This is a genomic window from Rhodopirellula sp. UBA1907, assembly GCF_002337565.1.
Lineage (GTDB): Bacteria > Planctomycetota > Planctomycetia > Pirellulales > Pirellulaceae > Rhodopirellula > Rhodopirellula europaea.
The window spans coordinates 18,485-33,939 of record NZ_DDGH01000013.1; the positions used below are offsets into that span (position 1 = coordinate 18,485).

A 15,455-nucleotide genomic window follows, 5' to 3' on the forward strand; every position below is an offset into this window, starting at 1 on the left:
CCCCAAACTTCGTTTCGGGAGAGGTACGCCGTGTAAAAATCTGCCGAAAAGCGGTATCAGAAAACTGCGCGACCTCCAGATTCCGCACGATCGTCACAGCCGTATCAGGAAACAACCTGGCTCGGCCTTCCTGCTAAACTGTTCGCCCCCCGCCAATGCTGGCGATCCATCCCCGCCCTACCTGCTCCACATCCCACCATGCCTTGGATCCACTCCAACCACCGCGACACATTCGTTCGGACCATCTCAATCGCGGTCGCCATCACTGCTCTTCTCATTGCGTCCCCACAACCGATCAATGCGACTTCGCCCAACGTGATCGTCGTCATGACCGACGACCAGGGATACGGCGACTTCTCCTTCAACGGCAACCCTTACACGCAAACGCCAGCGATCGATCAACTGGCATCTGAAAGCGTTCAGCTCACGGATTTCCATGTCGCTCCGATGTGCACGCCAACTCGCGGGCAATTGATGTCTGGCCTGGACGCGTTTCGCAACGCCGCGATCAACGTCAGCAGTGGGCGAACGCTGTTGCGACATGATTTGAAAACGATGGCCGATGTCTTCCAAGACGCTGGTTACCGGACCGGGATCTTTGGAAAATGGCACCTCGGCGACAACTACCCCTTCCGCCCCGAAGACCGAGGCTTTGACGAAGCCTTGTGGTTCCCTTCGTCGCACATCAATAGCGTTCCCGATCACTGGGACAATGACTACTTCGATGACACTTACATCCACAACGGAAAACGTGTCGCGTATTCCGGCTACTGCACCGACGTGTTCTTTGACGAAGCGATCAAGTGGTCAAAGCAATCCAGCACAAAGGATTCGCCCTTCTTCGCATTCATCCCGTTGAACTCCGCACACTGGCCTTGGTTCGTTCCCGATCAATATCGCGACCGAGCCAGACAGATACTCAGCCGTGACAATGCTCTGCAAGAAGAACTCCAGCAGAAACTCGACACCACGCCCAGCAATCTCGAAGACCTGATCAGCTTTCTGGCGATGGGTTTGAACATCGACGACAACGTCAGCAAGCTGACTCGGTTCCTGAATGAATCCGGACTCGCCGAAAACACAATCCTCGTTTTCTTGACCGACAACGGCAGCACCTTCGGACACCACTACTTCAACGCGGGCATGCGAGGCAACAAAACCAAACTATGGGAAGGCGGTCACCGTGTTCCTTGCCTGATCCGCTGGCCCAACCAACTCGCCGCTCAAAAAATCGACGACCTGACACATGTGCAAGACCTTCTGCCAACGCTCGCTGATCTGGCCGATTGCGAGGAACACCTGCCCGGCTCACTGGATGGAACCAGCCTCGCGCCAAGGCTTCTCGGCACTACCGATTCTTTGGCCGATCGGATGCTGGTGATCAACTACAGCCGCATGCCACAGTTCAAAGTCACCTACACCAAAGGCAACCCCGCCATTCCTCGTCGCAACGGCGCCGCGGTGATGTGGAAGAAGTGGCGATTGCTCGAAAACCGACGTCTTTACAACGTGGAACAAGATCCTCATCAAGACCACAACGTCGCGCAAGACCACCCCGAAATCGTCGCGAAAATGCGAGAGCACTTGGCGACATGGTGGGACGGCGTGAAAGATGATGTGATGACTCCCGAACGCGTTGTGATCGGCAGCGAACAAGAGAACCCAAGCTTGCTGACCGCTTGCGAATGGCTGGATATCTTCGTTGATCAACAAGTCCAAATCCGCCGGGGCGTGCTTAAGAACGGAGTGTGGCATCTGATCGTCGACCAACCCGGAACCTATGAATTCGCGCTGTGTCGTTGGCCCAAAGAATCAGGTTTGAAACTCGACCAAGCCATTCCGATGAAGCAAGTCACTGACGGAACATTTCCCGCTGGTGCCGCCCTGCCAATCAAGGCCGGCCGACTCAAGATCGGCGACTTCGATCAAACCAGCCCGGCGGATTCATCTGGCCAATCGATCACGTTCCGAACGCAACTCAGCGCCGGCCCAATCGAGATGCAAACCTGGATGCTCGACGGCAACCAAGATTCCATCTGCGGTGCTTACTACGTCGACGTTCAACGCGTCGAAGATTGACGTCACCGCCGGGTCCCTGGCAATTTCCCCAGCAATCCAAGCACAAGCCCGATCACACCAATCAACTGGGGTGCGAGCATCCAGGCGATGCTGAACCAGGCACTTGGATTCGCCGGGGGGCTGCCCGCTGAATAGCGAACCGAAAAGTAAATGCCCGTCAAAAAACCAAGCACCATTGCTGACACAAAAAAGTAGACGACCATCCAAACGATCGAAACCAAACCAACTCGCACAAACACCAAAAGGCTATGCCAGAACGTCCTGGGTTCCTCGGCGACCGAATGGTTGTCCGCACCGTCACCGACAGAATAAGGATTGAATTCGGGCGACATCAATGAACTTTTCTAAGAGGTGCAAAACGAATCATCAATAGATCATCCACAAACCAACGACACCCTGTGGCCCTGAGACACTTTCCTCACTCCCCAACCGGCAGGTTCACCACACAAATTTCCCGATCCCGGTCAGCTCCCTGCGCCAGAACCCTGGCTTCCGGAGTGACGGTGTAGCTCTGACCGCCGTAGATCATTCCCTGCCACGGACCGCCGCTGATACTGCCGACCACATTCGTCCCAACAATCGGACATCCAATCGTTTTGGCCGCGCGGGCGATGGTGTCTCGAAGAGAGGTACCATGCTGTGGCCAATCAACCGCGTTCGCTGCCCATCCATAAGGAACCAGCAATAAATCGGGTTGTTTGCCAGCCATCCGCTGCACCGTCTCGTCATGAAAGGTGTCCGCACAAATCAACATGCCGATTCGCCCAAACTTCGTCTCGACGACATCAACTGTCTCGCCCCTGGTGTATGGCGGACTCATCAAATGAGTCAGCACATTCATCTTGCGGTGTTTGAGAATCAACTCGCCTTCATCGTCGATCAAAACGACTGAGTCGAACAACTGATCGCCTTCCTTTTCAGACAATCCAACCGACAGAAACACGCGGTTCTTCCGAGCGATCTTCGCCAATGCATCAGTGTCTTTCCCGGGAATCGGATGGGCCAGCTCATGTGCTTTCGCGTTCACCCATCCGTACAAGCAGGTTTCCGGCAGACAGACGATCTCGGCTCCCTTGGCCGAGGCTTCCTCGACGGCGTTTTCAATGCGTCGCAAGTTGCCTTCGCGATCGCCATCGATGCAGTAGATCTGGGCCATCGCCACTCGGCAAACTTTCTCGGATTCTGCCGCGTCCGTCGCATAAGCCAATGAGCTTATACCGACGCAGAGAAACAAGGCGATTGCGCGTACCGAATACCGAGCAGAGTTCATCGCGGAACAATCCATCTGAGTGAGATACTTCGAAAACGGGCGGGATGGCCGCCCGCAGTTTGCTCGAGCGCAGACATTGCGTGATAACTCAGACCATCTGGGCATTCCTCAATCAGGTCAGCCAGTTGCCCCCGCCTCTTGCAACCGTGCCATCACGCGTTTCCAACCTAAGCACTTTGCCAAAGTATACGGCGTCATCCCGTTTTCAGCGACGCCGTTCGGATCCGCACCGTGCTTCAAACAGACATCCACCCCATCGAGCGACCCTGCCAACGCGAGTTGGTGCAAGAACGTGTAGCCGTTGTCATCGGCCTCATTCAAAAGGTCTGAATTTTCAGTCAACGTCTCGTCGAGTGACTCACGCATGTTTACTGACATGGGGTGCTCGTTCTCAGCAACCTTCGCATAGTCCTGAGGTTTCACTTCAGGATGGCTGAACCGAGCAAACAGCCCTTTCTTTTTCGCCGTGGTCTCACCGATGTAGTCGGGTGGAACCAAATTCACCATCCCGACTTCACCAAAGTCGAATCCCCATGCCTGATCGTGTTGTTTGCGTTCCGCGTTGCTCATCCGCGACCGCATCAGATCAACGGTGAATCCGCCATACACTTCGCCCAACGTCACATACATCCAGTCGCACAGTTGGCGTCCTGGGATCCGGACACGATCGCCTTCATGAACCGACTGCAACGAACTCGGAGCGTTGATCAGCGTGCCTTCGATTTTGCGGCCATCAAAATCAACATCCATCAGCCACATGTGTTCGCATTCCAATGCATCAGGATCCTCTGACCGAAGTTCCGGCGGATCGGTGAAGGTTGCCTTCACCGCCGACAACTCCAATCCTGGGATAATCCGACGGCGTTCCCAGGACATCTCACGCCAAAAGTAGCGAAACGTCTTGCGAGCCTTGGCCGCCGCTTCCTTCATCTCGGAATCATTTCCAGGTGTATGGAAAACAGGAGATGCTTGTGATGACATTGCTCAACCCCAACCTTGCTGATCGAAAGAAACTTGCACACGACAACGCACGAAGGCGAATTGACGGACAAACCGATCGCCAACGTGGATACTCGTCCAAGCTTCGAAGCTCTCTCACCAACACACCACGCGGTTTGCAAAGTTGGCATCGATCAGTGCCAGGGCGAAGTTGCTTGGAACGCCTTAGCATACCCCAGATGGCGCCCGCAATGGGCCGCTACAGCGGAATCCGCCCCGCCGAACAGGCGTACAGCGACACCACGCCCCGTAAGCCCCTCGTCTGAATCGCACGATCAGCGACTCTTACAAGTCCGCGATTTGTGAGTGAGAATTTCGATCAGTGTCGCAATTTCAACTGGCGACGTTGAATCTTCGGTAGCAACCGAGCAAGAACATATGCACCGCATAGGCCATCAAACCAAACCCAACGATGCCCAATAGAATTCGACCGTATATCTGGCCGGCGATCGCAGAAAGAGCGTCACCCTTGCCCGCAATTTCACCATTGGCAGTCCCCTGCCAAGCCGATTGGGCCAAGAAGAATCCGATGATCGCGAAGGCAATTCCACGCGTGATCAAACCAATTCGACCCGCGTGAAGTGCCGTCGTTCGAAACGTGTCGCCCATTTCGGCCAACTGATACTTCGTCATGAACTTGGCGTAGTAGCCCTTCACCATGAAGTAGATTCCGACGCCTATCGTGACCGCGCCCGCGACACCAAGGACGATCCGTCCCGGCGTACTGTCGAGCAAGAAAGATGCACCGGATGAGTCGCCACTCGATGATCCCCCAACAAACCCAAGCGACAACGATCCCGCATAGCATCCGAGCACCAGATAGGCGATACCACTGATCGCATAACCGGTTCTCTTCACCAAACCTTTCGCTTCCGTTCCCGCACCCTCGGTGTCTTTGATCGCCTGGACCCAACGCCAAGCGGTGTAGCCAAGCAAACCAATCGCCACCAATCCCAACAAGAATTTGCCGTAGGGTTGCTCGCCAATTTCGCGAATCGCGTTGCGAGACCCACCGACCTCACCACCGGCGCCGATGGTAACGCGAAAAGCGAGGAAGCCGACGATGAAATACACCACACCCTTGGCGATGTGTCCCGCACGACCGAGCGTCTCCACCCAAGAGGGAACTTGTGGCAAACGAGCTTCTTGAAAACCGTGCCAAGAGAAACGGGAAGTGGCGTCAGCGGACATGGATCGGGCCTCGATGGAACACAGCGGATGAGAATGACAGCATGGACCTCACTGCGGCAGAATCCTGTGAGACCAACTGCTGTCACATGGTTCGCAAACCCCATACCGATTGGCCTTCATCCCGACACAATTGCGCACACCCGCCCTCGCATCGCAGCATTTCATCCATCAACAGTCGGCACCAAATTGGCGACCTGTGCCAGAGCCTTCGCGGATCAATGCTTTGCAAGACTTCTCGTACCTGCCCGCAAGCACCAACGTCAAACAGGCCCGCGGCCTTGAGACCGCGAACCTGCTTTTGAATTCTCCGTGAATCACCAGTCAGACTGGCGTTCATTCGCTCAGCGTTTGAAAATTCGCGTGGGTTCTTCCGCGGTGATTTTCGACGAAAGCGATTGGCTGGCCAATTGAGTCGTCAATCGTACCGAGCCTTCCCCGTCGCCCTCTGCCTTCACGGTATAGGTCACTTCATCACCAGGTTGCATCTTCTTGATGGGAGCAAACTGGATCGATTGGCCTTCTTCTTTCAGTTCGGTTGGCCCGTCAGCGGACACGAACTTCAACCCGTCTGGCAGTTCAGCGGTCAGACGAACATTGTTGTCGATCGCATCCCCTTCGTTCCAAACTTTGATCGTGTAGGTCACTTCGCCGCCGTTGTTCACTGGATCTTCGTCATCCACAACGGTTAGCTGCAACGCGGGAAGGCGAACAACTTTTGCACGCGCCATCGCCGTTGCGGTGGCTCGAGTCGTTGCGTCCTCTTCATCTTCGGCGACATCGACGGTGCAAACGCTGGTTGCCTTGACCTTCGTTGGAATTTCATCCAATTCGCCAGTGCGAATTGCATAGTCAATCGTGGCACTCTGACCAGGTTTCAACGCATCGATAGTCAGCGTTTTCTCTGCCATCTTGGGCGAATCGTTTTGCTTTGACGGATCGTTGTTACCATTGCCTTCCGATTGGTTCGAAGCCGATTTCTGATCCGAATTCGCTGGCGTGGGCTGACCATCCGATTGGTTCTTCGAATCGTTCTGTTGCGACTGATTTGATTTCATCTGTGGCTCGCTCACATCAGCCAAGTTGGCTGCTTCCGGCCACATCAAATTTACCCGAACGTCTTCAGCCGGTGCATTGCCCTGGTTCGTAATAGTCGCTGTGAAATGCGCCAAGTCATTGCCGTACAAACGGTTGGGGCCTTCGACCTTGGCGATCAAGTCAGCGGAAACGACTTTCGTTTGAGTTTCCTTGCTTCGTGAACTCAAATCACTCTCGGTCGCTTTGGCTTCCGCACGGCTACCAAATTCGCCGCTCTTCGATGCGTACACACGAGCGATGAACTTGCGGGTTTCGCCTGCTTCGAGTCCGTCGATATCGAACTTTAATTCGTTGTTTCCTTCGATCGTGGCCAGACCGTCACCAAGAGAATCCTTGATCGTGATTGGCCCGACATCGCCACTCCCGCCGTTTTTCAGCGTGTATTCCATCTTGATGACGTTGCATCGATTGGCTTTCTTGGGCGCAACTTTGGTCAGCTCGAGCTGAGGCTTGACCGCCTCGCTGGTCAGGCAGATTGCGGGTTTGTAGCTGACCACTTCCAGGCAACTGCGAATCTCACCTTCCTGATCAGCAACCGCTTGAACATCAAACGTTCGCGATTCACCGGGCTTCAGCATCTGAATCAACATTTGATTCTTGTTGCTGTTCTTCTTTTCTTCGGCTTCGGATTGAGATTGCTGCTTGTTTGCCTTCTCACCCTGCTGAGAAACTGACTCGATGGACAATCCCTCTGCCTTCTTCTGAGCCAACTTCACTCGGTGCAAAGTGACTTGGTCAGAGATGTTTGAAACCTCAACCGTGTAGTTGAAGCTTTCGCCGAGCCGAACCTCCTCCGGCATCTGACTGGTTACCTTCAATAGTCCGTCGCCTGTCGACAAAGACGTTTGGGCTTGGGCGGACGAGAGCAACGACGCGGAACATACGGCGGCTGCTGCGAAGAAGAGACTTCTTCCAAATGAAGTCATGACATACCTCTTGTCTAGGTTGGAAATCGGATTGGAAACAACGTGCGTCATTGAGAGATGACGGAGGCGGCTTCGTGCAAGGGCTATGCCAGCGGCTCGCTTTCTCCAATGAAGATTCCAAGAATGCAAACTCTTGGGTGCATCCCGTGGTTGATACACGGCATGCTGGTTCGTCAGATCAAAAATTTGAACGTTCACGACGCACCGTGTTCGTGAATCGAACAAACGGATTGGTCTTTCTGGCCGTGCCATCTCATCCATCGGTTGTCTGTGATCGACCAAGCCGATCGACCTTCTCTCAAACGCCGGCCAAGCCCGCTGGACCGCGTCGATTGGCATCCGGCGATCGCTCCGGTCTATACTGGGATTGTCCACGGCAAGATGGATTGAACGTGGCCTGCAGCCTGATGGCCACGAGCATGATGAGATCAATGCTTTGGCCGTTCTTTTCTCAACAAAGGCGAATCGCGATGTCCGGCAACTTGAATCCCCCGATTGATCCGTCTCCCGATGCAACCGCAACGATCGCATCCAAAGACCACGGGATCCCCATTCGGCTGGCAACCCGCGAAATCACAGCGGCGTTGGTCTGGACCTTTGCCGCGGACGTGCTGATTTTTCGCCTCGCCACCTACCTCTCCGTGGCGATCTTCGTGGTTCTGACGCCTATTCTCTTCCGGTACGCGGCGACCAGCCGACCTCATAGTCGGTCGCTTGCGGTCTGTGGCATGTTGTCCGCTCTCGTTGCCTTGCGTTTGCTTTGGCAAGGCTCACCGCTTGCGATCGGTTCGGCGATCTTGTTGATCGTGGCGATGTCGATGGCCGCCAGCGGCGTCGTCCCTTTCGTGCTAGAAGGGTTTCTTTGGTTCGGACGCAGTTTGGTCGACGGAGCCAACCGCATCTCCCGCTACCGGATGACTCATCAAGCGATCGACCAAGTCCGCAACCACCACCGTCTGGCGTCGATCTTCCTGCCGGCCGCCGCGGTCTTGGCGTTTGGCGGGATCTTCGTGATGGCCAACCCCGATTTGGTTTCCTGGGTTGGGACCCACGTTCGTTCCGCTTGGAAGTTCACCTTCAACTGGCTGAGCAATTTCTCGGTTTGGGAAATCCCATTCTGTGTCTTGGCGTTGACCATCGGCGTTGGATTGATTCGCCCCCTTCGTCCTTTCCTTCGATTCGGTAGCAACAGCGAAGACGAATCGATTGCCACGACTGCGGAATCGGGACTGTACTCCGCCTATCGCAACACGCTGATTGCGGTGACCAGTCTTTTCGCCGCCTACCTCTGCTTCGAATTCTGGACGCTTTGGCGGCGAGATTTCCCCGAAGGGTTCTACTACGCGGGGTACGCTCATCAAGGCGCAGCGTGGTTGACCATCGCTTTGGGCCTGGCGACCGTTTCGTTGTCGATCATTTTCGGACGCAGTCTCTTGGCCGACCCTCGCATGCCGCAAGTTCGAAGATGGGCGTGGATTTGGTCGGCAGAAAACCTGTTGCTCGCCTTGGCGGTTTACAACCGGTTGATGATTTACATCGGCTACAACGGAATGACTCAACTGCGGATGGTCGGGTTGTTCGGAATCACTGCCGTCGTGATCGGATTCGCTTTGGTTGTCTACAAGATCGCCAACACCAAGAACTTCTGGTGGCTGCTCCGATCTCAGATGCTGGCTTTGACCATCGTCGTGATCGCCTACAGCGTCACGCCCGTCGACTATCTCGCCCATCGATACAACGTTTCGCGAGTCAATGCCGGATACTCGGCACCTTCAGTGATGCTGGCTGTCAAACCGATCAGCGACGAAGGTTTGCTGTCGACGTTCCATCTGCTCGAACACCCCGATCCGATTATTCGAGAAGGCGTTCAAGCTCGCCTGGCAATTCGCGAAGCAGAGCTGTCCGCAAAGTTGACGACTCATTGGAGTGAACACCAAGGAGCCACCCGAATGCTAGCCGCTCGATTGGCCGATCATCCAGAGCTCTCCACTCGATTCGCCAATCCCGCCGAACGCCGGTCCACCCTGCAACGCTTCAAAGACTACGCCATGCAGTGGTATTGAGGTTTGGAAACTGAATCATTCGTTCAAACCGAGCTTTGGTCGTGTTTTGGAAGGCTTTTGATGGTGCAAAGTTTCCGGCCAGCGGCCATCGCTAGGTACAACCTGGCCTACGCTTGAGCAACGCCGTAGGCCATGTTCCACATGGCGTCCACGCCGATGCTTTGGAACAAAGCGAGGAGTGCTCGCGACCGAACATCCCATCGGTGTGGTGAGTGATCCGGCCAGCGACCATCGCCAGGCTGGGCCTGGCCTACGTGTGTCTTCGTGGCGAACCTCACGGTTCGCCCCAATTGGTTTTGTTGGCTCGCCCAAACTCCGGATCCGTTCCGCCCCAATCCAATTCATACTGGCCTTCTTCCACGAATCGATGAAAGCTCGAAAAAGGATAGTCGCGCACTCGACTGACCAATCCGTGCTTGCGAGGGTTCCAGTGAAGGTAGTCCACACACCGTTCCAAATCTTGTTCGTCTCGAACGGTGTGCTCCCAAAACCGAGATTGCCAGATCCCTTTCCTGTTCTGGCGTCGCTCGCCATCCGTAACGGGCAAGTCCACTCCGCCACCATCTAGGTAACGCTGCGTGACGCACTTCTTAATCACTTGCCACCGAGCCGAGTAGTCCGAATCCCCACGCGGCAGAATCCAGACGCAATGCAAATGATCGGGCAACAAGCAAATCGCAAACAGGTTGAATGGATGCGTCCGAATCTGCTCTTCCATGGCTTCTCTCAAACAAGTCCTTGCGAGACCAGATCGAAACAAAGGACGACGTCGGTAGGTCACCAAAGTGAAGAAAAAGGTCTCACCCGGAAGATGCTTGCGACGAAAGTTTGACATCCCAAATTCATAGCAGGTTTGCAGAGGCGATTCCATTTGCAAATTTGAACCACCCCGCCCGACCTCAGTGGTCGTTCACGCCGTAGGCCATGTTCCACATGGCATCCGAGCCGATGCTTTGGAACAAAGCGAGGCGTGTTCGCGACGGAACATGCCAACGGCATGGTAAAAACCCCGGCCAGCGACCATCGCCAGGTACAACCTGGCCTACGCTAGAGCAACGCCGTAGGCCATGTTCCACATGGCATCCACGCCGATGCTTTGGAACGAAGCGAGTCGTCCAGGCACTCCCGCAAGACCCAAAGACAACCGTCAAGCCACCCCGCCAGGCACAGCCTGGCCTACGGACTCCCCCGTCATAACCCGCCGCGTTAGCAAGGCCACCACACCCGTAGCCGGATTCGCCAGAATTCGGATCCCACCATCTCGAACATCTGAATTCGGGCGAATCCAGCTACCAAGACATCAACACGTAGGCCAAGTTATCACCTGGCGCCCAGCCGATGCTTTGGAACGAAGCGAGGCGTGTTCGCGGTTGGGCATGCCAGCGGTGTGGTGAACAGTCCGGCATACCACCATCGCCAGGTGGAACCTGGCCTACGGGAGAAGCAGGATTCAGAAGCCGCCGGGGCTGGTGAATTCGCGGTAGTCGTCGAATTCGCTGTGATGTTCAGCGGCGCGGTTGCTGAACCGCGTGAAGTCGCCTTCCCAGGTCAGTTCGACATCGCCGACCGGACCGTTCCGTTGTTTGGCGATGATGATTTCGGCTTGTCCAGCGAACTGAGCCTTGTCTTCACCGCGGTGATAGTACTCCTCACGGTGAACAAACATCACAACGTCGGCATCCTGCTCGATAGCACCCGACTCACGAAGGTGAGACAGCTTCGGACGGTGATCCTTGCCATCTTCCGCTTGCCGGTTGAGCTGGGACAAACACAACAGTGGGACTTCCAATTCCCGTGCCATCCCTTTCAAACGACGAGCGATCTTTGCAACCTGCTCCTGCCGAGGGTCACGCGAATTGTCCGGTTCGATGAGCTGCAAATAGTCAATCACAATCAGCCCAAGACCGTCTTCTTTTCGCTTGATCCGACGAGCCGCTGCGGCGATTTCACTGACCGTTCGACTGGGCGAATCATCCACGAACAGCGGAGCTTGGCTAATGTCGTTGGCTTTGGAAACCAAGCGGTCGCGGTCATCGGAACTGATCGTTCCGTTTCGCAAACGGTGACCGTTCACGCGAGCCAAACTACAAAGCATCCGGTCAGCCAATTCGATCGCCGACATTTCCAAACTGACGAACAAGACCGGTTCACGTTGAACGATCGCACAATGTTCGGCGATGTTCATGGCCAGTGCCGTTTTACCCATCGAAGGACGAGCGGCCAAAATGATCAGCTCACCGTGGTGCAAACCGCCGGTCATTTGGTCAAAGTCCGTCAGACCGGTTTCCGCACCACCTTCAACATAGTCATCACGCATCCGTGCTTCCATGCGATCCATCGCTTGGTGCAGCACGTCGCTGATCGCCCAAACCGAGTTGCCCGACCGGCCTTCCATGATCGCGAAAACTTTTTGTTCCGCTTGGGCACACAGTTCCTTCGCGGTACCGGTTTGCTCGTAGGCGTCACGCAGGATCTCGGTGCCGGATTCGATCAAGCGACGGAACATCGCCTTTTCACGAACGATCTCGCCATAGAAAGCCGCGTGCGCCGCATTGGCGACGCTGCCACCAAGCTGAGCCAGGTACGCCGCCCCGCCGACTTTTTCAAAGTCGCCCGCGGTACGCATCCGAGACACCAGCAACGTGATGTCGATCTTTTCCCCCGAGTCAAACATGTCTCGAAGGTGGCGATAGATGATCTGGTTGGCTTCGTCGTAGAAGTCATCCGCTTTCAACGACGCGATCTCGTCGCAGATATCGGGCATCAGCAAAACGGAACCGATCACGCCCATCTCAGCTTCGCGATCGAACGGTTGCTGCCGAGCAAGGATCTCGCTGGTCGAAGCTTCTTTCTTCTTCTTACCGCGATGAGGTCCGTCGAATTTGTTGTCTGCGATCATCCGTGAAGCTGCCGTTGGGGTCGGATGGATGGTTCAAAGAAACGATTCCACTCAATCAGAATGGATGGCGATGAGAATGCAAGGCGTTGAGTCATCCGGCGACTCAGCCAACTCGCAAACGTGATTCCACGCGAGCGATGGCGTCTTGCGCCGACATGGCACCGTCACCGGCGCCGATGGGTTTGCCGCTGGACAACCAAGTCTCCACTTTACTGATTGCGGAGATCGCGTTGGAGTGGCTGCGTCGACCAAAATGCTTGGCAATTTCCGTGAACGCACTGCCGGTGTGTTGGCGAGCCAAGTACATCGCGAGGGTGCGAGGTTCGCTGACCCGTCTCGTTTGAGCTTTGCCGCGAAGACCGTCGCCTTCAAGTCCGAATGTTTCGCAGACGGCTTTTTCAATGCTCCGCAGCGTCGGTGCCACCTGGGTACTTCGCAGCAAATCGCCCCCGTAGCGACGAATTTCGTCGATCGTGGGTTCGCGGCGGAACATTCGCTGGAGCATGCCGATCAGGTTCGCGATTCCGCCGGCCGCACGAGCGTCGCCGCCGATCAATTCGCTGACTTCTTCCAACAATGTGTTGTCACATCCCAGCACACAGCGGGTCGCCACCATCCGCTGCAACAACTTGAAACGTGTTTCTTGGTCGAGCGCCGCCAGGGGGCAAACCAGCCCCGATGCCATTCGCCCCGCCACTTCGCCGGTCAATCCGCGAATGTCGCTGGGTGGCAGGTTGGCGGAGAACACCAGGGGTTTGCCCGCCGATGCCAAGGTTTCGACGGTGTACAAAGCTTCTCGCAAGGTCGCCGTTTTGGCGGCCAAGAAATGAACGTCATCAATCAACAACGCATCCACGTCACGATATCGACGCCGAAACGCGGGCAAACCGGTCGAGCCCACCGACACGACAAAGTCATTGGTGAATTGTTCCGCGGTCAGCAAAACAACGCGACGCATTCGGCGGCGAGTGCGAAATTCGTTCGCAAGCGCGGCCAGCAAGTGAGACTTGCCCGTTCCAGTTGGACCGTGCAAGAAAAGCGGTGTGGCAACGGAGGGTGTCGCGACCGCCATCATCGCAGCGGAGAACGCGAACTCGTTGCAGGGACCGGTAATGAAACTGTCGAGCGTTCGGCCGCCGGTCGGTTGTGATTCGGGAAGCGGTGGAAGCTTGGACTTCGACGACCGAGGCGTTGAGACGGCGACTTCTTCGTCTTCCAACTCTTCGTCATCGAAGCGTTCATCGGCTGGCAATTCCGACGCCGCGATTGGGTCGTGTTCAACGCGACCGCGCGAGCGACCTTTCCCTCCACGAGAGCCACCGGATTTTTCGCTGCCCGTTGCGGTCGATTGAGCCAGAAGACTGGCGAGACTGTTTGCTGATCCGCGACGACCAGTCGATGAGCGCCCACCGGATTGCCGGCCTGCTGTCGTACGAGCGCTGGTTTGACGTGCCGTTGATCGACGTCCGCCGCTTTTGGTTGTCGCTTTCTTTTCAGCAGCAACCTTTGCGGCGCGAGTTCGTTTCTTTGGTGCGGGTTGCTCCGCTTCTTCCACGTCGATGCGATAGCGAGCTCGTTCACCGCAAGCGATCATTGCCGCGGCGCGCAGTTCGGTCGCAAAGCTGTTGCCCATCCGCTGTGCCGCGAATGGACCGCTGGTGCGGATGACCACCACCACGGTTGGCTTGCCATCATCGGGTGAATCGCCGACCTCCAAGTCGAAGCCAACCCCATGGGTGAACCACAACCGGTATCGGTCAGCGCCGATGCGTTGATGCAAAGCCTCGGCGAACCGCTCAATGGCTTCCTGCGTCTCGATGCTACCTTGCGTCGACGACATACCGGTTGCGCAGACCTCCCTCATGGATTTTGTTAACACGGGCGACGAATCGGGCGGCCAGCGTGGCTGCGATTCTTCGAAGCGATGAGTGTCGCCGAGTGATGTGCTCCCTCACGACGTTGGGGCAGATTCTAGGTTTGCTAGCAAACAAGTCAAATAGATTGAGTGAAGTTTTGGAGCGTGGAGGCCGACATGGCGAGAGGTCATCCGGCGGGGTCGGGAAATCCCGACTCGTTCGCGGTCCGAGATCATGACGGAGTCTCTTCAGTGTCGGCAAGGCGAGTTTGGTGACTCGTGGAAAATCTGTCGGTAACCTTTTCCACACAAAACCTTCTTCAAAATGTCATTCGCGTAAACGACTGTGTGTCAGTGACTTACGAACCTCGAACCGTGTTGATAAGAATTTTGGTGCCGAAATCGCCGTTTCGGCACTCCCCGGGAAGACGCCTCGCCAGCATCCGATAAACTGGATGCCATGACGAAAGACCTCCCTTTAATGACCGACCTTCCGCGAGCGGAATTACCTGGCTCGGCATCGCCAAATCCGGAATCATTGATCCTGGCCAGTGGGTCTCCGCGACGCGCACAATTGCTCTCCGCGGCGGGATACGAATTCTCGGTTCAACCGGCCTCCGACTCCGCCGAGTGTGGAATCTGTAGCCGAGAGACTGCCCCCGAAATGGTGGGACGTCTGGCGTACCGAAAAGCCGCCGACGTGGTCGCACGCATCGACGATGGTTTGGTGCTGGCCGCCGACACCGTTGCTTCGTGCGTGGGAAATATCCTGGGCAAACCGCACAACCGAGATCACGCCGAAGAAATGCTGCGTTTGCTCAGCGGACGCAATCACGATGTCTTCACCGGCGTCTGCATTTGGTCACGCCGGGAAGAGAAGTTTGTCGCCGATGTCGTTCGAACTCGATTGCAGATGTCGGAACTGACCGAGGAGCAACTGACCGAACACCTGGATAGCTTGCGATGGGAAGGCAAGGCAGGAGCTTTCGGCTTTCAAGACGGAAACGACTGGTTAAAGGTCATTGGAAGCGATAGTGAAAGCAACGTTGTCGGATTACCGATGGAACGACTGGCGGAA

Annotated in this window: 11 protein-coding genes and 4 pseudogenes; 7 read left to right on the top strand and 8 right to left on the bottom strand. The window is 55.9% G+C overall.

Annotated features, from left to right (window positions below):
* The first annotated feature begins 198 nt into the window (after nucleotides 1–198).
* Nucleotides 199–2,079, top strand: a complete 1,881-nt coding sequence (locus B2R17_RS03210; protein WP_286762820.1) for an arylsulfatase — start codon at nucleotides 199–201, stop codon at nucleotides 2,077–2,079.
* A 2-nt stretch (nucleotides 2,080–2,081) separates the two neighbouring features.
* Here the strand turns inward: B2R17_RS03210 and B2R17_RS03215 are convergent, their stop codons facing one another.
* From B2R17_RS03215 to B2R17_RS03235, 5 genes are all read right to left on the bottom strand, one after another.
* Nucleotides 2,082–2,411: a hypothetical protein gene (locus B2R17_RS03215; RefSeq protein ID WP_286762821.1), complete on the bottom strand. Its 330-nt coding sequence runs from the start codon at nucleotides 2,409–2,411 to the stop codon at nucleotides 2,082–2,084.
* A gap of 86 nt (nucleotides 2,412–2,497) precedes the next feature.
* On the bottom strand, nucleotides 2,498–3,286 hold the full coding sequence (locus B2R17_RS03220) for a carbon-nitrogen hydrolase family protein (RefSeq protein WP_339888400.1): 789 nt from the start codon (nucleotides 3,284–3,286) through the stop codon (nucleotides 2,498–2,500).
* Nucleotides 3,287–3,466: 180 nt separating this feature from the next.
* Complete coding sequence (locus B2R17_RS03225; RefSeq protein ID WP_286762823.1) at nucleotides 3,467–4,330, bottom strand: DUF2314 domain-containing protein; 864 nt, start codon at nucleotides 4,328–4,330, stop codon at nucleotides 3,467–3,469.
* A 351-nt stretch (nucleotides 4,331–4,681) separates the two neighbouring features.
* The gene (locus tag B2R17_RS03230) at nucleotides 4,682–5,539 is read right to left on the bottom strand and encodes a DUF1206 domain-containing protein (protein WP_286762824.1); all 858 of its coding nucleotides are present in this window, start codon (nucleotides 5,537–5,539) and stop codon (nucleotides 4,682–4,684) included.
* 341 nt (nucleotides 5,540–5,880) lie between these two features.
* Entirely contained in the window at nucleotides 5,881–7,611 is a 1,731-nt protein-coding gene (locus B2R17_RS03235; RefSeq protein WP_339888402.1) for a DUF11 domain-containing protein, read from the bottom strand.
* A gap of 380 nt (nucleotides 7,612–7,991) precedes the next feature.
* Here B2R17_RS03235 and B2R17_RS03240 point away from each other — a divergent pair, with 380 nt between their 5' ends.
* The gene (locus B2R17_RS03240) at nucleotides 7,992–9,623 is read left to right on the top strand and encodes a DUF4153 domain-containing protein (protein WP_286762826.1); all 1,632 of its coding nucleotides are present in this window, start codon (nucleotides 7,992–7,994) and stop codon (nucleotides 9,621–9,623) included.
* A 274-nt stretch (nucleotides 9,624–9,897) separates the two neighbouring features.
* Here the strand turns inward: B2R17_RS03240 and B2R17_RS03245 are convergent, their stop codons facing one another.
* Nucleotides 9,898–10,458: an REP-associated tyrosine transposase gene (locus B2R17_RS03245; RefSeq protein WP_414707212.1), complete on the bottom strand. Its 561-nt coding sequence runs from the start codon at nucleotides 10,456–10,458 to the stop codon at nucleotides 9,898–9,900.
* 135 nt (nucleotides 10,459–10,593) lie between these two features.
* Between B2R17_RS03245 and B2R17_RS28265 the strand changes: the two are divergent.
* The 4 pseudogenes from B2R17_RS28265 to B2R17_RS28280 all read left to right on the top strand — a co-directional run.
* A pseudogene (locus B2R17_RS28265) lies at nucleotides 10,594–10,654 on the top strand (hypothetical protein); the annotation flags it as partial.
* A pseudogene (locus tag B2R17_RS28270) lies at nucleotides 10,632–10,754 on the top strand (hypothetical protein); the annotation flags it as partial. The pseudogenes B2R17_RS28265 and B2R17_RS28270, both read left to right, overlap by 23 nt.
* Nucleotides 10,715–10,951 (top strand): annotated as a pseudogene (locus B2R17_RS28275) (DUF1589 domain-containing protein); the annotation flags it as partial. The pseudogenes B2R17_RS28270 and B2R17_RS28275, both read left to right, overlap by 40 nt.
* A pseudogene (locus B2R17_RS28280) lies at nucleotides 10,948–11,001 on the top strand (hypothetical protein); the annotation flags it as partial. The pseudogenes B2R17_RS28275 and B2R17_RS28280, both read left to right, overlap by 4 nt.
* 72 nt (nucleotides 11,002–11,073) lie before the next feature.
* Here B2R17_RS28280 and dnaB read toward each other — a convergent pair.
* Both dnaB and B2R17_RS03260 read right to left on the bottom strand, forming a co-directional pair.
* Complete coding sequence (gene dnaB / locus B2R17_RS03255) at nucleotides 11,074–12,522, bottom strand: replicative DNA helicase (protein WP_008653015.1); 1,449 nt, start codon at nucleotides 12,520–12,522, stop codon at nucleotides 11,074–11,076.
* Between the two features lie 103 nt (nucleotides 12,523–12,625).
* Entirely contained in the window at nucleotides 12,626–14,362 is a 1,737-nt protein-coding gene (locus tag B2R17_RS03260) for a DnaA ATPase domain-containing protein (RefSeq protein ID WP_286762829.1), read from the bottom strand.
* 496 nt (nucleotides 14,363–14,858) lie between these two features.
* Here B2R17_RS03260 and B2R17_RS03265 point away from each other — a divergent pair.
* The coding region (locus B2R17_RS03265) for a nucleoside triphosphate pyrophosphatase (RefSeq protein WP_286762907.1) at nucleotides 14,859–15,455 on the top strand (597 nt) is incomplete at its 3' end.